We start from the raw sequence: 21,017 nt of genomic DNA on the forward strand, positions 1-21,017 counted from the left end.
GTCTCAAAGACGCCAGTTGTCTAAGCGGCATGAACCGCGCCGCTAAGGCAACTCCCACGGCTGAACCCATATTTGGCGGACTCTCGGCTACAAGTGTGCGTGATAGCAATGGTTAGCTTAGCCCCAGTTAGCGGTTGATTTAACAACTAGTCTTTAACTAGCGCCATCTTGCAGATAATCACCAACCGGCCGGAGGCAGTCAGGGATGGAGCCAGCTGTGGCGACGGTGTTGGCTGAGGTTCTTTCTCAGCCTACAGCGTGGGACGACTTGAAAGCCTGGCGAACTTTGCCAGGCTTTCAAGCGAACCGGAAGACCGCTCCTCAGGCTGGAGGTGTTCCCCAGAGCAGGCGGAACCTCTGGCTGACGCAGGCTCCTGGTGTCGCTATTCAGAACGCAGTGCAGTGGCCGCATCCTTCTTCGCAGCCATGCGGGCTGGCACGTGGCCACCCAGCATCGTCAGGATCGTGCTAATGACAATCAAGACGATACCGTGAACGGGGTTCAGGTGCGCGACGTTGCTGAGGTCCGTGATGTTTTTCAAGACCACGTTGATTGGGAATGTCAGGAGCCAAGCAATGACGACCCCGAGGGCACCGGAGCCCACGCCGAGGATAAAGGTTTCGGCGTCAAAGACCCGGGTGATATCTTTCTTCCGGGCCCCTAAGGCCTTCAAGATCCCAATTTCCTTGGTACGTTCCAGAACCGACGTGTAGGTGATGATGGCAATCATGATCATACTCGTGACCAGTGAAATGCCGGCAAACGCAACCAACACGTAGGTAATAGCATCCATCAGCCCACCAGTCAAGCTGGAGACCGTACCGGCCATGTCGGTGTAAATGACCTTATCGGCTTTCTTCTTACCATGGTTGTATTTATCCAGGTAGGTCAGGACCTTGTCCTTGTTCTTGAACGTGTTCGGGTAGATCAGGATGCTGGCAGGTGTCGTGGAGCCGCCGAGGTAGCTGACCAGTGACTTCTTGGTCGTGCTATCCACGCTTTGTCCCGTCATCACATTGTCGTCAGCCTTCTTTTGGGCCTTAACGATGTCTGAATTTTTGTTCTTTTGAATGATGTTTTGCGTTAACTTATCGCTGTACGCAATGCCGGAGGCCAAGACATTTTCGGAAGACTTGGCCTTGACCTTAACGATGCCGGCGACTTTTAACGTGGTGTTGTGACTGTTGTTGTACAGGGAATTTGAAGCCTTGTTAGGCACGTAATTACCGGTTGGCAAGCTTTGGTAGTAGTCGTTGTTGTTGACGACTTTAATGGTCGTGCCGACAATCTTGCCGTAGCTGAATTTCTGATTGTTCTTGACCGTGTAGCCCAGGTTCTTCAACGCGTTGATGTTGGTGGAGCCATCGCGGTCGACAATCAGAATCACATCGTTAGCACTCTTAGGGTAGCTCCCCGAGACCAGCTTGTAGTGTTTCTTTAAGAAATTAACGCCGCCGTCGCTAGCGCTTGGGTAAACGGAACCGCCCACCCCGGTTGAAGCAGCCATTGCAGATTGCATGGCGCTGGAACTGCTGGAGCTATTGCTATCGGCATTGGAGAAGGAAACCGTCTTGGTCTTGCCATTGATTTGGCGCAGGAGGTTCATCCCCGTGGAATAGGTGTAGGTGACGTTCTTACTTAATTTTGGATCCAGATTTTTAACGTAGTTTAAGTAAGACTTGGTAAGCTTATTGGTATGAGTTGCCTTGTCTTGCTCGCTGATCTTAGCCGTGACCTGTTTCTTGTTGTTGGCCTTGACCTTGTCATTGGACTGCGCGCCGGTGGTACTGGTGGCCGTCTGGGCGATGGTGACCGGGAACTGGGCCAAGGTGTTGGCCTGGGTCTTGTTGATCTGCGTTTGGAACCCATTGGATAACGCCAGGACGACGGCAATCCCGATGATCCCAATACTGGAGGCAAAGGCCGTTAGTGCAGTCCGGCCTTTCTTGGTCCGAATGTTGTTAAAGGACAGCTTCAAGGCCGTCCAGAAGGTCATCCGGGTTTTCTTCAGCTGAAATTGTTCGGCGTCGGCGTGTTCGTTGTAGGGGTTCGAATCGTTTTGAATCTTCCCATCGGCAAACTCGATGATCCGATCGGCGTATTGACGGGCCAAATCAGGGTTGTGGGTCACCATGATGACCAAGCGTTCGGCGGAAAGTTCCTTGATCAGTTGCATGATCTCATCGCTGGTCTCGGTATCCAGGGCGCCGGTCGGCTCATCACACAACAGGATTTCGGGCTCGTTGGCGATGGCCCGGGCAATCGCGACCCGTTGGAGTTGCCCCCCAGATAACTGGTTAGGCTTCTTATTGATGTGCTCGGTCAAGCCCACCCGGTCTAAGGCCTTGAGCGCCTTGTCTTTTTTCTCGGCATTGCTGACGCCACTCAGGGTCATCCCCATTTCGACGTTATCGAGAATGCTTAAATGGCTAATAATATTGTAGCTTTGAAAGATGAAGCCCACTGAATTGTTCCGGTAGGCGTCCCAGTCAGCTTCAGAGAAGTCCTTGGTGGATTTGCCCTCGATGGCCAGGTCACCAGAGTCGTAGATATCTAAGCCGCCGATGCCGTTCAACATGGTCGTCTTCCCGGAACCGCTGGGGCCCAGGATGGCAACGAATTCTTGCGAACGGAACGCAACGGAAACATCATCGAGCGCCTTGGTGACGGAATCACCGACGTGGTAATACTTCTTGATATGTTTGAGTTCCAGCATTTTAAAATAATCCTTCCGTTTTTTGATTTCGGCTGTTGTTACCAGTGTTTTTCTGATAAAATGTACATTATTGCAACACCGTGTCTTATATCGTAAAAAAGTTTCGGGGCTTTGGCAACCGCCAATGTCAACAGAACTGTTGTTAACGCAACACTTTTGACTGACCTGTTGTCATAATGGTCGGCGAACACTTTTGTGAGATTAACCTTACCATATTGGCAAGGCGACGGCACGTAATGTTGCTTGGCCACGCGGTCGATGAAAATGTAAGTAATAGGAGTGAAGCGTAATGGTTGGTGTGAAAAATAACCGACGGGCCCAATACACCCAGCGAGTTATTCAGGAAACAGTGTTGTCTTTGCTGGAAAGTAAACCGATCAACGCCATATCGGTCACGGCCGTTTGCGCCCAGGCTGATGTGAACCGCACGACCTTTTACCGGTACTACACGGACATTTACGACTGCGTGGCCAGTATTGAAAAGGCCTTTGTCAGCGAGCTGCACCCGTTTGAGAGTGGCACGCCGACGCAGGCCTTGGAGCACTTATTGACGGCGTTTTACCACGACAAGAAGCTTAGCAATCTGGTCTTCGTCGAGGGCAAGACCCGGTTGCTGGAACGCATGCAAAAATTGATGCGCCAAAGCGGCCCGGAACCGCCGTTGATCGATGATTACCAGGGGATGTACATTGGCGCGGGCCTGCAGAGTATCCTGAAGAAATGGGTCAAGGATGGGATGCCCGAGACGCCGCACCAACTAACACAGATTATTGTTGACACCATATTGGCCAGAAACCTCGATGACCTGCGCAAGACGAGTTTGTAACCGAACCTAGTTAAACAACGGTGATTAAGCAGATGAGGCTGGTCAAGCGCTGAAAGACATCGTTCACAAAATTGCAAATGATCAGCTCGAATATTACATTTTGCCCGAAATACCGGGAAACAGTTGTCTTTTTGGCTGGGTTTATTTATCATGGTATCTGACTGTATGGAATTATAATGGAAGAATATTAAGTGAGGAACACATCACAATGAAGAAAATGATTATTCACGGCGGCCGACCACTTTCTGGAGAAGTGACCATCGGCGGCGCTAAAAACAGCACAGTAGCTTTAATTCCGGCAGCGATTTTGGCTGATACGCCGGTCCGGTTCGACATGGTTCCGGATATCCTTGATGTGCACAACCTAATGTTAATTTTAAAATCAATGAACGTGCATTCCACGTTTGAAGATGGGGTCTTGACAATCGACCCGACGGAAATCGTGGAGGCGCCACTGCCAAGCAAAGCCATCAAGAGTTTGCGGGCATCGTATTATTTTATGGGGTCCTTGTTGGGGCGGTTCCAACGGGCCACGCTGAGTTTTCCAGGCGGTGACAACATCGGGCCACGGCCCATCGATCAACACATCAAAGCGTTCAAGGCGCTAGGTGCTTCGGTCGATGAGCACGACGGCACGGTGCGCATCACGACGGGTCCTGAAGGCTTACACGGTGCACGAATCTTCTTGGATATGGTTTCTGTTGGTGCGACCATCAATTCCATTCTCGCGGCGGTCAAGGCTGTGGGGACCACGGTGATTGAAAACGCGGCTAAGGAACCGGAAATCATTGACATTGCGACCTTCCTGAACAACATGGGGGCGCACGTCCGCGGGGCGGGGACCGATGTGATTCGCATTGAAGGTGTCCCAACGTTGCGGGCGATGAACACGCACACCATCATTCCTGACCGGATCGAAGCCGGAACATATCTGTCTATGGCCGCGGCCGTAGGGGATGGTATCGTGGTCAAAAACGTGATTCCTGAACACTTGGAGGCCTTTACCGCCAAGATGATTGAAATGGGCGTGCAGCTCGACATCAACGAGGATAGCATTTACGTGCCCCGTTCGGAGAACTTAAAGCCGATTCAAATCAAGACGATGCCGTTCCCTGGTTTCGCCACCGATCTGCAGCAGCCCTTGACGCCGTTATTGTTTAAGGCAGACGGCAGCAGTGTGGTCATCGATACCATTTATCCCAAACGCATCAAGCACATCGCGGAGTTACGTAAGATGGGCGCGCACATTCGTTCCGAAGAGGGCACGATTGTCATCGACCCGAGTGACGACCTGATTGGTGGTCAAGTACAAGCCGGTGAGATTCGTGCCGGGGCGTCATTGGTCATCGCCGGTTTGATGGCTGAGGGCGATACGGAAATCAGTCAAGCGGATAACATTTTGCGCGGCTATGACCGCATCGTGGAAAAATTAACGGCGCTAAACGCCGACGTAGAAATCGTTGATGACAGTTTAGTGGAAAATGGCCGAGATTAGTCATTGCCGCTAAGCGTGATTCATGGTATAATTCAACGGTTGACGATAAAATCAATCTCTGTTCCAGTAAATGGATCAGGGCAAAAGGAGCGTATTACATTATGAAGCAAGGAATTCATCCAGATTACCGCGAAGTTGTGTTCCAAGACTCAAGTACTGGCTACCAGTTCTTGTCTGGTTCAACGGCAACTTCTGACGAAACGGTTGAATGGGAAGATGGCAACACTTACCCATTGATCCGTGTCGAAGTTACTTCTGACTCCCACCCATTCTATACGGGTAAGCAAAAGTTTACTCAAGCCGATGGTGCTGTGGATCGTTTCAACAAGAAGTACGGTTTATCCAACGACTAATTATAAAATTTATGATTTGTCTTTACCGGTGCGCGAGGTTTTCTCGCGGCCGGTTTTTTGTTGCAAAGTAAAACGCTTAAAATTGCCAGCTAACGCTCTGTGGTGCTTGAACCTGTCGGCAGTAGTCTTCGCCGTTTAACGGCTTAAGACGCCGGTTCAGGCGGGATAGCGGCAGACTGAGCGTCAATGCTGGTGGGATTTCGTTAAGTTTTTGACCGCAGCCAGTCTGAAAGCTTTGTTTTTAGCCGGAAAAAGGGTAGAATGCAAAAGCGTAGAGACCGAATTATTTGGGGATTGGAGTAAGTGCTATGGCAGACAAAAAACAACGACAACCGAAACGTCGGTGGCGGTGGTTGTGGAGTACGGTGTTTGTCCTCCTGATCATCATTTCACTGGGGTTGATTTTCAATGAACAAATTAAAAATTGGCTGATCTCTTCCTATCAGCCGGAGATTTCCCGGAAGACGGTCAAGAAGAATGAAAAGAAAAAGGCGTCGTATGACTTCAGTAAGGTCAAGTCACTGGACTTCTCGACGGTCGCCAATGCCCGGTGGAATTCGGCGGACATTCACGTGGTTGGGGAAATCCTGATGCCCCAGTCTAAGATTCACTTGCCGATTGCCAAGGGCGTCAGCAATGAAGTGTTGGCACTGACGGCAGGGACCATGCGTCCGGACCAGAAGATGGGCCAAGGCAACTATCCGTTGGCGGGGCACCACATGTCCTCACAGACGATTTTATTTAGTCCCTTATATTGGAAGACGCGGGTCGGCCAGACCATCTACCTGACCAACGCCAAGCAGGTCTTCGTCTACAAGGTGAGCGTGCGGAAATTCATTCCGGCGACAGACGTCGGGGTGGTCGCGCAAACCAAGCAGAAGCTGGTCACGCTGATCACTTGTGATGCGACCGGGGCTAACCGGTTAATGATTCGCGGCAAATACGTGAAGCAGATGGCGTATAAGAACGCGCCACTATCCGTGCAAAAGGGCTTCCACAGTGGGTTTAACAATAAATAGCGATAAAAATCAGTGTTTTTCTGTCCAGAAGGCAGAAAATGCTGATTTTTTTATTTTTTTGAAAAATTTTTTTATTTTTTTGGTAGCGCATTCCTATGGTGACGGGATTGACGAGAAATCTAGGCGTACCAAGGGATTAGTTACGGTAGTATATACGATATACGACTAACATGATTAGTCTGATACCCGTATGAAGTAGTTTTTAAAATTCGGTAATTTGACGGTTGAGGAACAGAAAAATTCAGTTGGGACGTTACTTAAAAACACCGACAATTGCTGATGTGACGGCGTTTCAATTGTAACTACGTTTATACTATAAATGCTTATAACGGTCATGAAAGTGTTTTCCGATTACTGGTTGTCCCCACAGATAATTAAGAGTGGACAAAGACGGAGAAATGCGCTATTATATGTTTGTAAGGTTGATACAGAGATAACCGCCAAACGTTGGGGGCACGATTAACTAGGGTAATCCCGCGAGGCAGTGACATCGATCAGCCAGGGTTGACAGAAATTCATATTTAGCCAAAAAGGCTCAAAGGGGATAATTAATATGTTTAAGAAGACTTTAGGTTTCGTTACTGTTGCTGCTGCTGTTTTAGGTTTGGGCTTGGCTTCAGGGACGACTGCCAACGCGGCTGATACTGCTACGACTGGTGTCGATGCAAATGCTACTAGCGGTAAAACAACTGCTTCAGTTACCTTGGATTCAGATACAACGACGGGTGTTGGTGGTATTAAGCTAACTGCAGTTCCTACCATCAAGTTTGCTACTACTACCTTAACTGGTGCTGCAACTACTGCAAAACTGGATAGTATGGACAACGATTTGACTGTTACCAACAGTGGTATTGATTCAGCAACTGGTTGGCAAGTAACGCTGAAGAGTGACCCAATGACTAACGGCACTGATACGCTTAATGGTGGTAAATACACTCTAAGCGGGACGGCGTTTGCTTCGAAGAGTACTGCTGAAGATGTTAACGATACGACAGCTACGACGACGCCTGTTACTATTGAGACTGGTGCTAGTCAGTCTCAAAAGATTCTCTCAGCTGACGCTCACCAGGGTATTGGGATTTGGAACGCTGGATTGAATTCTGAAAATACGGCGCCATCATTGAGTATTCCTTCTCAAGCGGTTAAGGGTAATTACACACAAAACCTAACTTGGACTTTGGAAAACACGCCTGCATAAGATAAAAAATAAAATGTGAATTATGAGATGATGGCAGAGATGCTGTCATTTTTTTGTCTATTTTCGGTTAGCAAGGAACTGGTATGTATTAAATCTAGAGATGACAATTATAAATGTACATTTTATCTTATATGGATAGAATGTGCATAATTAAAAGCTGCAGAACCTCGCTAAAATCGTGGCCGTAACAGCGAATTTCGTGATGATGGGAAGAACACGTGAAAAGTTCATGTACCCCCTATAAAAGTTCACTTAAAAATATTTATTGCCACAGATATTTAATTGTGGACAAAGACACAAAACGGTGCTATTATAATTTATGTAATCAGATGAATTCATCAGATGTTTTGTAATAGATATTGTTAATTAAATTGTAGGCAAGCGGAACAGGACGTGAGGATGGGACAGCGATGCGATTACGAGATTTAGGTTTGCTGGTGCTGAGCCTGCTGATCGTCGGTTGGGGAATACCAGCCACAGCTCGTGCGGATGATGTTCAGCAGTCACAGTACTCAGTGACACTCACCAAGCCGAAGACAAGTTCTTCACCAGCCATCGACGGTGGTGGCGGGGCACTTATTGACGGTGACGATGGTGACACAGTAAGCGGCAATCCGGTGAATGGTAACAGTCATTCAGCGGGGGCAACATCACCAACTGGAACTAATGGTGGTCAAGGGGCCACGGTTAGTCCCACCAGTGGCAGTCGAAACGGGCAAGCAGCTTTGGTTGCTACTCGCAGTACTACGGGAAGATTGCCACAGACTTCTGAAGCGTGGTTCGGATTAAGTACCATGGCAGGGGTCATCATATTGTTGCTAGTTTGGATTGGGATTCTATTTAAAAGAAGAAAACAACAAAATTAGTTGAGGGAGATCTTTATTATGACTAAGAAAACTTTACAATTATTAGCTTCTGTTGCTTTGGTTGCGGGCTTGGGCATGACAACGGTTACGGCAAATGCTGCGGATGTTACTGCAGATTCTGGTAGTGTTGATACTACTGCAAAAGTTACTTTGAATGCTGGTGATTCGTCAACCGATGGAAATGGTGATGGCGATGGCGGTAACGTCGCCGGTGCATTAGCCATCACTTCTGCCCCAGACGTCGACTTTGGATCAGGGACATTGAATGGGACGAGTGATACGACGTTAACTGGGACGATTGCCAATGGTACTAATTCTCATAATGATGAAGCTACTCCAGGTGCTGTTACCGTGGTTGATCCCGGGACTGCTTCTGGGTGGAATGTGCAAGTTTCCAATAGCCAGATGGTTAATACAGCAGATGGCGCTACTGGAGCAGCTAAGAGTATCGCCGGTGGTACCTTCACCTATGGCGGAGCGGTTTTAACTGGTTCAACGACTGACAATGCGGCTGTGCAAGACGCCACTTCAGTTAAGTTTGATACTGCTGGGACGGCTAATCAAAATGTTTTCCATGCTGAAGCCGGTAATGGTGTTGGGACTTGGGCAAACACCTACAAGAGTGCCAATTTGGTAGTTCCTGCTGGTAACGCTGCTGGTTCTTACGAATCAACTTTAACTTGGACCTTAACGAATACTCCTGAAACGACATCATCTACCGATGCTAAGTAATTAACCGCAGTCAAGAACGAAAAGGGAGGGCTGCGTAGTGACTAGATGGACAGCATTAATCGTGACTTCGTTGGCCCTCACGGCTTTAGTCTTGAGTGGGTCAACTGCCGCGGCTGCTAGTGCTCGGACTCCCAATGGCGATCAGACGACCACGGCTAAGGTGACGTTAAAGGGTGGCGATACTTCTGGTGCCGTCGCTCCGCAGGATCCAGATGGTTCGGGGAACGCGTTTCCCGGCGATGACCTAGATCCTAGTAATCACGGGACCGGCTCGACTGGTGACCTGACGATTGACTATGCGTCGAACCTGGTGTTTGATGAAAATAGTTATGCAAATGGCGTCATTACCGCGACGGCGACGAATCATCAAGCCTTCGTGCAAGTGAGTGACCGCCGCTACACTGGGGATGGCTGGCAATTGATGCTGACCCCCAGTGTTTTGGTGGGTCAATCGAATTCGGCGAAGATTGATGGTAGCGATGCGTCAGTCGAACTGGGCGTGACCAAATTTCTCGCGTCGGGCGCGACCGTCAGCAAATATCCTCACGTCACCACGACAAGTACCACGCGATTACCGCTGGGAGAAATGGCCAAGGTCGGTCAAGCCGATTATGGCACTGGCTTAGGGACTTGGATCTATCGGTTGAACTACGACACCACGGCACCGACTAAATTGTTGGTCAATGGGAGCGCGGTGACCGCGACCCAGACCTACACCGGGGTATTGAATTGGACCTTAACTGATTCCTTGCATTAAAAATGTAAAAGTTTCGGAATGCGGTGGCGACAGTCACCGCATTCTTTGTTACAATGAGTTTAAAGTTGAGTTTTTATGGAGGTTGGGAGAATCATGAAACGTTGGCTAAAGATTTTGGTAACATTAGGGACGTTACTAATGGCGTTCGGTTGGGTTCAACAGACTGTTCACGCTGAGAGTGTTGGCTATTCGGTGAGTGCGGTTTTGCCGAAGAACCAAGATGATAAAAAGGTCACGTATTTTGCTTTGCGCGTTAAGCCAAAACAACAGCAGAAATTAACGATTGTTATTCGGAATACTAGTAAATCGATGAAACGATTCCAGGTAGGGGTCAATCAGGCCATTACCAATGACAACGGGGTCATCGACTACAGTAAGGCTAACCCCACGCTGGACAGTTCTCTGAAGGTCGGCATCAAGGATATCTTCAGTAAGGACAGTACTCAGAAGGTCAACGTGCCGGCGAAGAGTAGCAAGCGGGTCTCCGTGTCCTACACCATGCCAGCTGAGAAAATCGACGGGATGATTTTAGGTGGGGTCTACGTCAAGCAATTGACGGCCGCCGACGATTCCAGTGCCAAGAAGGGTGTCACGATCAAGAACGCCTTTGCCTATGTTATTGGGGTACGGCTCCGCGAAAGCAGTGTCGATGTTGCGCCGGACATGCGTTTGCATACGGTCAAGGCTGGTCAGATCAACTCTTACAACCAGATTCAAGCGAATTTGCAAAACCCACGGCCAGGTCTGATGAGTGAGCTCAAGATCAAGTCTAAGGTCACGAAAGCCAACGATTCCAAGACGGTTTTAAGCAATGACAAGAGCAACATGTCCATGGCACCAAATTCTAACTTCAACTACTCCATTCCGTGGGGCAGTACCCAGTTGAAGGCCGGCGAATACACGTTGACGCTGGATGCCTTCGCCAAGGGCGGGTACCATTGGCACTTCGTCAAGAACTTCAATGTGACCCAAGCTCAAATCAATCAGTTGAAGAATAAAATCAACACGCCACAGCAGAACAACTACCTCTGGTGGTTCGTGGCGGGTGGTATTCTGATTCTCCTCTTGCTGATTGTCATCATCTACTTGTTAATGAAGAACCGGCGTCGTGATGACGACAGCGCTTCTGACAAGACGGATTCATCTAAATAAAAATACTGATAACCGCCACGTAACGGGTCTTTAGGAGACTTCGTGCGTGGCGGTTTTTGTTTGCCATAAGGTTAGTTCATTTAACAATGATAACGCGATTTCTTACGTAAATGACGCCCGTAAACGACTGACGAGACACAAGATTTCGTGGAACCATCGTATAATTGGGTTAGATATTTAACACGGTAACGGTTCGCCGGTGTCATTAGAAAGTTGGGGCCATGACTAGTTCGACATTGAGGGGAGTGTCTGTGATGAAGTGGCAGCGTATTTGGCTGAGTGTTTTGATAGCGTTGGCAGGTCTGCTGAGTGGGCTGACGGTAGCGTACGCGGCGATGCCGGATGGCTTGCCCATTGCACCGTACTTTAAGACGGGAACCTTTACTGGCAGCAGTAATTCGGCCACGCTGGTCCCCAATGCGGCGGGAGAAAAGGAAACAGTCCAGCTGACCAACGCCGCGAATCAGTTGGGGACGATTTGGGCGGATAAGGATGCTTATTATTTTGAGCTGAATCATGATCAGAAGGCCTCGATGTGGATGTACTTCGACAACAAAGGTGGCAGTGCGGGGGACGGGATGGCGTTCGTCTTGCAAAACGATACGCGCGGAACGGCCGCCGTTTCCCGGACAAAATTGACTAACGTGCCAGCTGCTGGGGAGACCTTGGGCGTGTGGGGCAGTCCGGATGAGTATACGTCGGAAAGCCCCAGCGTGGTCTCCAGCCAGGCGATTCAGAATAGTTGGGCACTGGAATTTGACACCTTTGTCAACAATCAATTTCCGGGGAGCTATATTGATAAATCTTCTGATTTTGATTATTTTATTAATTATGTTACGGATAAGAAGACCGAGTCGCCCCATATTGCGTCCAATTATCCAGCACAATCGGGCACTTATAGCCGCCGTTATAATGCGAACCAATACTATACCGTCATGTTTCACAAAGGCATTTTGAATCCGGCTCTCTCAAACGGTGCCTGGCATCACGTGACCCTGAAATATACGGCACCGAGCAGCTATCCGGGGACCGGGAAGATGACGTACGCCTTTGATGACAAGGACGCGACTACCGGGTTAGCGACCGCCGCGACTACTACCGCCACGGTCGATATCAACACCAGTAATGTGGATCCCCAAAATACGGGCAAGGCCATGTGGGGGTTCACGGGTTCGACTGGACAATCCTTTGAAACGAATCAGGTCGTATTTGAACAGATTCCGGGACTGGTAGATGCCAGTGCCACGGCGAGCTTGTATGACCGGACCGAAGACAATGTCCAGGTCCCGGCTAACGGGATGATTATGGGTGGCGACAGACTGTTGTTGCAATATAATCTGACTTATAATGCGGGGCGAAAAGCTTGGGACAACGTACAGGCGGCCATGACGATCCCGGACAACCTTACTGTCACATCCGGCAAGGTGACCTACGCGGACGGCACGCAAGCAACGGTCGACCTGAGTAGTTATCAACCGGGCGATAAGCAGCTGAATGCGACGTTGCCCAAGGGCCTGTCGATGGAAAATAAGACCGCCACGATTTCACTGTACGCGACGGCGGCCAATCCAGCGACGAACACTGCGGTGGGGATGACGACCAGCAAATTTAGTGCCCCGCTAGGTATTGCGACGGCCGACCTGGGTGGCTTTAGCATCGTCCATTCGGCCGTGAACCTGACTGCGCAAGTGACGAGCGGCAATGCGGTCAATGTGCTTCCCGGCAAAACGACGACGGTGACGGGTACCGCCGCGTTGAAAGGGGCTACCAGCAATGCGCAATTTACCCTGCACCCGACGTTAAATGGTCAGGATCTGGCCCCGGCTACCTTTGATTCCCAAAAACAAAGTGATGGTAGCTTTACTGGGCAGTTTAGTTATCAACCGTTGGCTAGCGACCTCCACTTGGGCGAAAATAAACTGACACTGTACGTATCGGACGCCGCGGGAAATTCGTCGCCGGATGTCACGGTCACTATCAATGTGGCCGGCATCTTGAGCTATGCGAATGTCCCCAAGACGGTGACCTTCGCGGATACGCAACTGACGGGAACGAGCCAGCAAATCGGCCGCCAAGGCGACTGGAATCTGCTGGTCAACGATGCGCGGGGGAGTGGGTCGAAATGGCAACTGACGGCCCGCTTGTCGAAGCCCATGACGGCAATCAATCAGCCGGCGACGCAGTTGGATGGTGACTTACAATATCGCGCTAGCACGGCCACCAGTCCGGTCACGATTGGAACGACGGCGGTGCCCGTTGCCACTCATACCACGACCAGCAATGACGAAACGACTAACGCCACTAGCTGGGGCGCTGATGCGGGGATGTTGCTGCACGTGAACAGTAGCGCCGTTAGCGGCACCTATACGGGCGAGATAACTTGGAATTTGGCGAATGCACCGAGTTAAAGAAATACAGATATGTGGTGAAATAAGGACTACTGGCTGATTTGGCTGGTAGTTCTTTTTTGTGCTGGCAGTGCTATTTTGTACGTTACACTTTACTTTTTATGTACCAGGTATTGGCGAGCCTATTGAAACTAGGAAGTTTACATAAATGCGATTATATCAGGCGACAGATGTTGTCTGAAAGACTAACTAAATAAATTTAATTATAGTTAAACGCCTAAAACGTTAGTGACTTGTGATATAATAATATTTATTATGAGTGTTAAACGTTTTGGGGAGTAGTAATTATTTTATAATTAAAATGATTTCGGCTATCCGCCATTGGTAAAAATGGTTGGCGTCAAATAGAGTTGTAACCATAGCGGTTAGGTTATTTAACTAACATGACTAGGTGGTGGTTCGCGGTGTGCGGCGGGCCGTCATTACTTTGAGAGCTAAAGAAGGGTAAAAAATGAGACTACAAAAGATGATGGTGGGGTTCGGTGCCTTGGTGTTGGCAGTTAGTTGCCAGCTGGTAGGGGCGCGGGGATCTGTGATTGAAGATGTCAAGGTGCCTTTAGATAAAGCACCACAAGGACTCAAAATTGATAATTATTTTAAGATTCCAGGCGCGGATGATGGTATCTCCAATAATTCTGCTCAGCTTGCGGATACGCCTCATGGTAAGCAACAGGCTGTTCAATTAACTGATGCGAGCAAGGGCGGTGACGAGCTGGGACTAATTTGGACTAGTGATGCTGCCAAGATGGATCTTAGTCAGGATCAAACGGCTTCAATGTGGTTGTATACAGGGAATACTGCGCTTAAAGATAGTAATAATCGGCGCAACAATATTGGTGATGGCATGACTTTTGTCATGCAAAATGATGCAAGAGGGGTTGGTGCCAGTGCCATCAATACTTCTGATCCGGAACACCCGACGCCCGCGACTGGAGAAACGCTTGGTGTTTGGGGCGATGATTATGATAATGAAAAATTTACAACCCCTGAATCACTTGCTGCTACGGGGATTCAGGATAGCTGGGCTTTGGAATTCGATACGTTTGATAATGATAACTTTCCTGAAAGTGCAGCAGACGGTTCTGCAGGAAGTACGGCATGGGGAGAGTATTTCAAGGTGGCGGCCAATAGTGGAAATCAGTTTGACGCTCAAGTGGGTGGCATGCACATTGCATCGGGGTATCCCGGGGATGCTGGTTCATACAATATTGTGACGAAGACATTTAATTGGGTAACATATGATTCAAGCGATATTCTTCATTTGCACCCTAAATCTCATTCGCAGTCTTATCATTATGCTGAGCTCAATCATGACAAGCCGATAGAAAGTAGTTTTTTGACTGGTGATGTGTTGGGGAAGGGTGTTTGGCAGCATATCACATTAAACTGGGATGCCTCGGCGAGTGATATGAATTACACATTTGACGATAAGGACCCGGATACCGGAGCCATGCAACCAGGAAAGTCCATTTCGGTGCACGTAGATAAGGAGAAGCTAAAGCTGGGTGCTGATCAAAAAATCCGTTGGGGATTCACTGGAACGACAGGTGCAAGCTTCGAAAACAACCTAGTCGTCTTCGAACAAGTTCCTGGCCTAGTCAGTGCCGATGCTACGGCCAAATTAACCGATAAGACCAAGAATCAGGCCATTGATGAAGCCAGCGATACGGTGAATGCTGGGGACCGGATGCGATTGGATTACAATTTAACTTATACCGGTGGCCGAGAATCTTGGAAGGATATTCAAGCAAAGCTAAACTTGCCTAGCAATATCAAGTTTAGCAGTGCTAAGATCTCGTATGACAATGGTGATTCACAGACAATTAGTGGGTTGGATAGCGATAGTACTGCTGGTCAGACGCTCAGTGCCGCTTTGAATCAAGAACTCTCCAGTACTAATACCAGTGCAACGATTTCGCTTGCCGGTAAAGCGGTGGCGGGGAGTGATAGTGAGACGACGGTGGCGGCAACTAACAGCAGTTTTACCGGTTCTAACGCCATTACGCAAGCCACGCTGAACGGCTTTAAAGTTGAGAAAAATGACGATGCGGCGATGACGCTGTCGCTAACCGGTGAGGGCGTCGATGCGACTGGTACGTTGGGAGCAAAGGTGTTGACCAAGCCAGCCGACGTTGTCGTGACCGGGAAGATCACTTACACGGTGGGGACCGCTGATGCTAACAGTAGCCTGACCTTGCATCCAAATTTGAATGGGAAAGACTTGCCGACGCAGACACTGAGTAACAACGATGCCGCCGGAACCTTTACTTACAAGTTGAACGCGGACCAGCTACTGTCCGGACAAGACAACCTGTTGACGCTCTACGCAACCGATAGTAAGGACCACTCGACCAACGATGTCGGCTATACGGTGACCTTATCACCGGGAACACGCGAGCTGGCGGTGGGGACGCGATCTACGTTTAACGCAGATGATCCGGTGACCATGACAGGTGAGTCTATGACCTTGCAGCCAGACCACAACTGGGACGTCACGGTCAACGATACCAAGGGTAAAGGTGACCGGTGGACGCTGACGGCATCGGCCACGCCCTTTATTTCTAAACTGCGAGGCAGTCTATCTGCGCACCTCGATTACCTGTCCAGTGATGGTAGTGTCTCAAACTTGCAGGCTGGCTCGGCGCATATCATGACGCACACGGCGACCTCGGATAACGACGTCATCAATGTGGCGGATGATTGGAGTGATACGCAGGGGTTGCTACTGAAAGTAAATTCGGACGCCATTCAGGGGGCATACTACAGTACCGTGACCTGGACGTTGAGGGATGCTCCTGCTTAGATAAATTTTGTACCAGATGATGGGACCTACAGACATTGTGTCTGGGGTCCTTTTTTCTTTGTGGTGCGTTAGAAAATGACAATTCAATTGTAACAGAACCGGCTAAAGATTGACTACATATTTGTGAGGAAATGTTTTATAAATATTGTTATATCAACGATTTGACTAGACTAATCTAGTTGATGTGGTATACTAAATAAAACTAGTACGCGGTGTTACTATTGTACGGGAGACAATATAAAAATACTGATAAGTCACTACCGGTGAAAATCAGTAGTAAAGGGCATCGGAGTGGTTAAACGTTTGGGGGTATCGTAGTTGGTGATAGGGGTGAAATCAGTCGAGATGAAGTTAGGAGGGATAATAGTAGGTTTGCTAATACTGGGCTTAATTATGGGGCCTCAAGCGGTTCAGGCGGCAACTACTGATAAAACGGAGGATATTGCCGGTGCTTTGAAGACCGCGCCTCAGGGGGGTAAAGTCGATGGCTATTTTAAAACGGGACAAATCTTGAATAATTCTGCCAAAGTGGTGAACACGGGGCGCGAGGATGGCACTCAAGCAGTTCAGCTGACAGATGGTGGCTATAATGAACTGGGAACGATTTGGACCACCGATGCTGCTAAGATGGACTTGAGCCAGGATCAAACGGCTTCGATGTGGCTGTATACAGGGAATAAAGGGGTGTATAGTGGCGACGGGATGGCCTTTGTACTGCAGAACGGTGGGATCGATGCCAGTGCAGTAGATACTAGCGATACCAAACAACCAGTACCCGCAGTTGGAGAGACTTTGGGTGTCTGGGGATATGATGCGAATAGTAAATTTAGCCTTGGCCGCGATGCACAAGGTTTAGTGAAAACTGGTATTCAAAAGAGCTGGGCGTTAGAGTTCGATACTTTCTCCAATGAGGGAGTGCCACCTCTGTACGGTGATTCGCCAGCTGATATTAATATGAAATGGAAAGACTATTTTTCTAATAGTGCACATTTGGCAAATCAGTTCGATGTCGATGTTCCTAAAATGCATATTGCTTCTGCTTATCCAGGAGACGCAGGGGCGTACGATGTTTCTGGGAAAGATTTTTCTTGGGGATGGCCATTCCGGCATAATTCCCACTACTCTTATGCAAAGTTACGGCACCAAGGAATCATTTTCCGAGAACATGGGAGCTACCAATTACTAGGAACCGGGCACTGGCAGCATCTAACGCTAAGTTGGGATGCGTTGTCTGAAAGTATGAAATATACGTTTGACGATAAAGACCCAGATAACGGAACACCACGAAAGGGTTATTCCGCAACTGTGAGGATTGATAAAACTAAGCTTGGCTTGGCGAAAAATGGTAGTCAAAAGGTGCGCTGGGGGTTCACGGGAACAACCGGTAATGCCACCGGTAATACAGAAACCAATCTGGTGATTTTTGAGCAAGTCCCCAGTCTAGTTAATGTGGATGCAACGGCTAGTTTAAAAGATATGACCAGCAACCAAGCTATTACGCAAGCTAGTGATGTTGTCAATGCAGGGGACCGGCTACACCTCGATTACCATTTGCGGTATGTCAGTGGACGGGAGCCCTGGAAAGACATTCAGGCTAAACTAGAGCTACCCAAGAACATTCAGTTCAATAGTGCCAAGATTACCTATGCCAATGGAAATTCACAAAATATTACTGACCTGATCAGTGCAAACAAGACAGGCGAGCTCAATCAGCAATTGGACTCGCTATCTACGACCAATTTGAACGCGACAATTTCACTATCGGGTATCGCTGTGAGTGGTGGAGAGCGGGTAATACCAGCCACCAATAGTAGTTTTACCGGGACTAATGCAATTGCGCAGGCGGACCTTACGGGGGTTCAGGTTGATGAAAATGACCAGACAGTCAGGGACATTCGACCAATGATGTGACGTACCAAATCACGTTAGCATCGGGATTCCGAGAACTGGCGGTGAGTCCTAAGGCTTCGTTTAACAGTGATCATCCAATTGCGCTGAAGGGGATGGCAATGACATTGCGGCCTGATGCTAATTGGTACGTGACTGTTAATGATACGAAGGGGAAAGTTGATCACTGGACGTTGGCGGTTTCGGCTACGCCATTTATTTCTAAAGTAAAACAGTATCCTGCTGATAAGCAGCGGTTGTCCGCATATTTGGCCTACCAAATTAATGGGAATCTGCTAAATCTCCAACAGGCTTCGGCTGATATCTATCATCATGAGGCGGCATCTGATTGGGATGTCGTGAATGTCGCTGATAGTTGGGGAAAGGATCAGGGTTTACTGCTGAAAGTTCAGTCTGATGCGCTACAGGGTGCATACTATAGCAGAATTACCTGGACGCTGAAAGACGTTCCAGTGGTTTAGAAAGCTAGTTTTGATTGACTATTAGCATGATTATAATGCTGCTTAAAGTTGGAATGTGCTGAAACGAGTTAATTTCAGATATCGGAGGAAGGACAACTATGTTGCGAACATTATTGATAGGATTATTGGGATTGGTAGCGAGCATCGGTTGGTTGTTCTGTTCGATGACGCTAGCTAGTGCGTCTGGTAACGTTGACCTAAATAGTGCGTTGCAAACCACACCACAGGGGATTCCAGTTAAAGATTATTTCGATTTGACTAAATCCACGTTGAGCAAGGCTAAGGTGGTCTCCTCTGCTAATCCAGCGACAAAGCAGACCGAAGTGGTTCAAATCACGAATGGTCCTCATCAGGTGGGGGCAGTTTGGTCCAAGCCCCAGCGACGCTTCGATTTAAATCAGAATCAGACATTATCCATGTGGTTATACTTTGGAAATGAAGCTGAAAAAGCAGCCGACGGAATGGCGTTTGTCATACACAACGATTTACGTAAAGAACAAGCAATGACCCAGTTTCCCAGTAAAAGGAATATTCCAGGAGAGACGTTGGGTGTCTGGGGTGTTGATAACCACAACCAGGAGCTCAGAACGAAAAAAATGGTGAAGCAAGTCGCTGCATCAGCTATTCAACATAGCTGGGCGCTGGAATTTGATACACATCTGAATACAGATCATCGGATGAAAGGGATAAAACCTGCCAATTCATTTGATCTAGCTCGCAATAAGCCATTAATTGGGCCACATTTGGCAGCTAATTATCCTGGAGAAGTCAGTAGCTATTTACCTCACATTGCCTTGAATGCTGTGTACTATTTCCGTTATGTGTCGTTGAATCATCAAGGATTGATTCAGGCTGGAAAGGGCAATTATAATTTTCTGGCAAATGCGCAATGGCATCACGTAACGCTTAACTATGAGACGGGAGGACCCAGTAGTCAGACCGGATTGATGACGTATAGCTTCGATGACCGAGATCCGGTAACGGGAATTACAAATCGTGAAGGAGCGGTGGCTACTTTCAAGATTGACAAAAATAAAGTTGATCCAGAGAAAACGGGTAAGGCTTACTGGGGCTTTACGGGGGCTGCTGGTCAGAAAGGCGAAAACAATTTGGTGGTTTTTGACCAAGTGCCGGGGCTGGTGACTAGTCAGGCAACAGCTACTGTAACCGATGCAAAGAATCATGAAATCAAGAGTGGTGGGGTGGTACATCATGGCGAACAAGTGCGGCTGACCTATAAACTAGCATATTTGCAGGGAGACCTTAACTGGCAAAATATTTCAGCACAAATTAGCCTGCCGGATGAATTGGCTTTTGACACGGTGTCCATCCGTAACGCAGATCATTCAGAGGATACGGGGGTATCGAACTGGACTGCTGGAACGTCGACGTTTAAGCACCAGCTGACCAGTCCATTGGGTAAAGATAACAAGTGGGTCACGATTACATTTACTGGGACGGCTAAAGGAGAAAAGGGCGTGGTTCACCCAACAACCAGCAGTTTTACTAGCGCTGAAGCCGCGGTCGAAAGCACGACACCTGAACTTAGCATTGGCGACCCACTACTGACTCTTAAAATGGATACATCTCTGGATGATCCAGTAGACAATACCAAGCCGATGAGTCTGAATGGACAAGTTACGTTCAGAGAATCACATTACGCCAATTCACAATTGCGATTGGTCAGTAAACTGAATGGGGTAAAACAACGAGATCAACAATTAAGTGATAAAGATAGGGCTGGTGCATTTCATTACGTTCTTAAGGAAAATGTGTTGCATTCAGGTCAGAACTTCTTGGACTTGACCGTTGTGACTAATGATGGCCTAGCCTCTAATCGGCTAAGGGTCGTGTTGGTTCCTCAAGAAATCGATGATGAGGGGCCGGGCACCTTGGCATTTCAGACGCTGTCCCAGCAATTACAATTTAAGGGGCAATTGACTGGACAGTCGCAAGAGCTATTTCGCCAAGCGGGCTTCCAATTGAAAATTCTAGATGAGCGACCGCACGGGACTTGGTCACTTCAGGTTATGGCTGAACCACTGCTTGAGCAGACAACGCAGCAGCCGTTGGCGGGACAATTAGTTTATAGAATGAGTTCGACAGACTTTCCCTTGGATTCAACCGATGTCCAGATGATTGCCAATCATGAAAACGACGGTAAGGCAAGCACAATAGATGTTACCAGTGATTGGCAACACACAAAGAAGGTGGACCGCGGACTATTCCTCAAGCTAGCCAGCAGCGCAACTGCCGGCAATTATCAAGGCAAAATCACCTGGATTCTCAGCGACGCCATGTAAAAAAGGACCAGCCCAGCAG

General features: G+C 48.5%; 15 protein-coding genes. 14 read left to right on the forward strand and 1 reads right to left on the reverse strand.

The window, feature by feature from the left end; all coding sequences use genetic code 11:
• Positions 1–383 precede the first annotated feature (383 nt).
• Positions 384–2,717, reverse strand: a complete 2,334-nt coding sequence (locus EKM83_RS08160; RefSeq protein ID WP_125576296.1) for an ABC transporter ATP-binding protein/permease — start codon at positions 2,715–2,717, stop codon at positions 384–386.
• Between the two features lie 289 nt (positions 2,718–3,006).
• Here EKM83_RS08160 and EKM83_RS08165 point away from each other — a divergent pair, with 289 nt between their 5' ends.
• The 14 genes from EKM83_RS08165 to EKM83_RS08230 all read left to right on the forward strand — a co-directional run bounded on the left by EKM83_RS08165 (position 3,007) and on the right by EKM83_RS08230 (position 20,998).
• A complete protein-coding gene (locus EKM83_RS08165) occupies positions 3,007–3,543 on the forward strand; it encodes a TetR/AcrR family transcriptional regulator (RefSeq protein ID WP_125576298.1) in 537 nt (178 codons plus the stop codon).
• A gap of 208 nt (positions 3,544–3,751) precedes the next feature.
• Positions 3,752–5,038, forward strand: coding sequence for a UDP-N-acetylglucosamine 1-carboxyvinyltransferase (locus tag EKM83_RS08170; protein ID WP_125576300.1), 1,287 nt, complete (start codon positions 3,752–3,754; stop codon positions 5,036–5,038).
• Positions 5,039–5,139: 101 nt separating this feature from the next.
• Complete coding sequence (locus EKM83_RS08175; protein WP_125576302.1) at positions 5,140–5,391, forward strand: type B 50S ribosomal protein L31; 252 nt, start codon at positions 5,140–5,142, stop codon at positions 5,389–5,391.
• A 308-nt stretch (positions 5,392–5,699) separates the two neighbouring features.
• Complete coding sequence (locus EKM83_RS08180; RefSeq protein WP_125576305.1) at positions 5,700–6,410, forward strand: class A sortase; 711 nt, start codon at positions 5,700–5,702, stop codon at positions 6,408–6,410.
• A gap of 553 nt (positions 6,411–6,963) precedes the next feature.
• Positions 6,964–7,608, forward strand: coding sequence for a WxL domain-containing protein (locus tag EKM83_RS08185; protein WP_125576307.1), 645 nt, complete (start codon positions 6,964–6,966; stop codon positions 7,606–7,608).
• Positions 7,609–8,018: 410 nt separating this feature from the next.
• Positions 8,019–8,474, forward strand: a complete 456-nt coding sequence (locus EKM83_RS08190; protein WP_125576309.1) for an LPXTG cell wall anchor domain-containing protein — start codon at positions 8,019–8,021, stop codon at positions 8,472–8,474.
• 18 nt (positions 8,475–8,492) lie between these two features.
• On the forward strand, positions 8,493–9,206 hold the full coding sequence (locus EKM83_RS08195; protein ID WP_125576311.1) for a WxL domain-containing protein: 714 nt from the start codon (positions 8,493–8,495) through the stop codon (positions 9,204–9,206).
• Positions 9,207–9,243: 37 nt separating this feature from the next.
• The gene (locus EKM83_RS08200; RefSeq protein WP_125576313.1) at positions 9,244–9,963 is read left to right on the forward strand and encodes a WxL domain-containing protein; all 720 of its coding nucleotides are present in this window, start codon (positions 9,244–9,246) and stop codon (positions 9,961–9,963) included.
• Positions 9,964–10,056: 93 nt separating this feature from the next.
• Positions 10,057–11,115 carry a DUF916 and DUF3324 domain-containing protein gene (locus tag EKM83_RS08205; protein WP_225418648.1) on the forward strand — a complete coding sequence of 353 codons (1,059 nt, stop codon included), beginning with the start codon at positions 10,057–10,059 and terminating at the stop codon, positions 11,113–11,115.
• Positions 11,116–11,369: 254 nt separating this feature from the next.
• The gene (locus EKM83_RS08210; protein WP_125576317.1) at positions 11,370–13,523 is read left to right on the forward strand and encodes a lectin-like domain-containing protein; all 2,154 of its coding nucleotides are present in this window, start codon (positions 11,370–11,372) and stop codon (positions 13,521–13,523) included.
• 451 nt (positions 13,524–13,974) lie between these two features.
• On the forward strand, positions 13,975–16,326 hold the full coding sequence (locus tag EKM83_RS08215) for a lectin-like domain-containing protein (RefSeq protein ID WP_125576319.1): 2,352 nt from the start codon (positions 13,975–13,977) through the stop codon (positions 16,324–16,326).
• Positions 16,327–16,671: 345 nt separating this feature from the next.
• Positions 16,672–18,237 (forward strand): L-type lectin family protein, encoded by a 1,566-nt coding sequence (locus tag EKM83_RS08220; RefSeq protein ID WP_125576321.1) that lies wholly within the window; start codon positions 16,672–16,674, stop codon positions 18,235–18,237.
• Positions 18,238–18,329: 92 nt separating this feature from the next.
• A complete protein-coding gene (locus EKM83_RS08225) occupies positions 18,330–18,695 on the forward strand; it encodes a hypothetical protein (RefSeq protein WP_125576323.1) in 366 nt (121 codons plus the stop codon).
• A 98-nt stretch (positions 18,696–18,793) separates the two neighbouring features.
• Positions 18,794–20,998 carry an L-type lectin family protein gene (locus EKM83_RS08230; protein ID WP_125576325.1) on the forward strand — a complete coding sequence of 735 codons (2,205 nt, stop codon included), beginning with the start codon at positions 18,794–18,796 and terminating at the stop codon, positions 20,996–20,998.
• Positions 20,999–21,017: the final 19 nt, after the last annotated feature.

This window comes from Levilactobacillus angrenensis (assembly GCF_003946085.1).
In the GTDB taxonomy this organism is placed as follows: domain Bacteria; phylum Bacillota; class Bacilli; order Lactobacillales; family Lactobacillaceae; genus Levilactobacillus; species Levilactobacillus angrenensis.

Bases quoted from the DNA above. Each gene is read 5' to 3' on its own strand.
- EKM83_RS08205 (WP_225418648.1), top strand. From the start codon at position 10,057: ATGAAACGTTGGCTAAAGATTTTGGTAACATTAGGGACGTTACTAATG.
- EKM83_RS08220 (WP_125576321.1), top strand. From the start codon at position 16,672: ATGAAGTTAGGAGGGATAATAGTAGGTTTGCTAATACTGGGCTTAATT.
- EKM83_RS08165 (WP_125576298.1), top strand. From the start codon at position 3,007: ATGGTTGGTGTGAAAAATAACCGACGGGCCCAATACACCCAGCGAGTT.
- EKM83_RS08230 (WP_125576325.1), top strand. From the start codon at position 18,794: ATGTTGCGAACATTATTGATAGGATTATTGGGATTGGTAGCGAGCATC.
- EKM83_RS08195 (WP_125576311.1), top strand. From the start codon at position 8,493: ATGACTAAGAAAACTTTACAATTATTAGCTTCTGTTGCTTTGGTTGCG.
- EKM83_RS08225 (WP_125576323.1), top strand. From the start codon at position 18,330: ATGGCAATGACATTGCGGCCTGATGCTAATTGGTACGTGACTGTTAAT.
- EKM83_RS08190 (WP_125576309.1), top strand. From the start codon at position 8,019: ATGCGATTACGAGATTTAGGTTTGCTGGTGCTGAGCCTGCTGATCGTC.
- EKM83_RS08210 (WP_125576317.1), top strand. From the start codon at position 11,370: ATGAAGTGGCAGCGTATTTGGCTGAGTGTTTTGATAGCGTTGGCAGGT.
- EKM83_RS08185 (WP_125576307.1), top strand. From the start codon at position 6,964: ATGTTTAAGAAGACTTTAGGTTTCGTTACTGTTGCTGCTGCTGTTTTA.
- EKM83_RS08180 (WP_125576305.1), top strand. From the start codon at position 5,700: ATGGCAGACAAAAAACAACGACAACCGAAACGTCGGTGGCGGTGGTTG.
- EKM83_RS08175 (WP_125576302.1), top strand. From the start codon at position 5,140: ATGAAGCAAGGAATTCATCCAGATTACCGCGAAGTTGTGTTCCAAGAC.
- EKM83_RS08160 (WP_125576296.1), bottom strand. From the start codon at position 2,717: ATGCTGGAACTCAAACATATCAAGAAGTATTACCACGTCGGTGATTCC.
- EKM83_RS08215 (WP_125576319.1), top strand. From the start codon at position 13,975: ATGAGACTACAAAAGATGATGGTGGGGTTCGGTGCCTTGGTGTTGGCA.
- EKM83_RS08170 (WP_125576300.1), top strand. From the start codon at position 3,752: ATGAAGAAAATGATTATTCACGGCGGCCGACCACTTTCTGGAGAAGTG.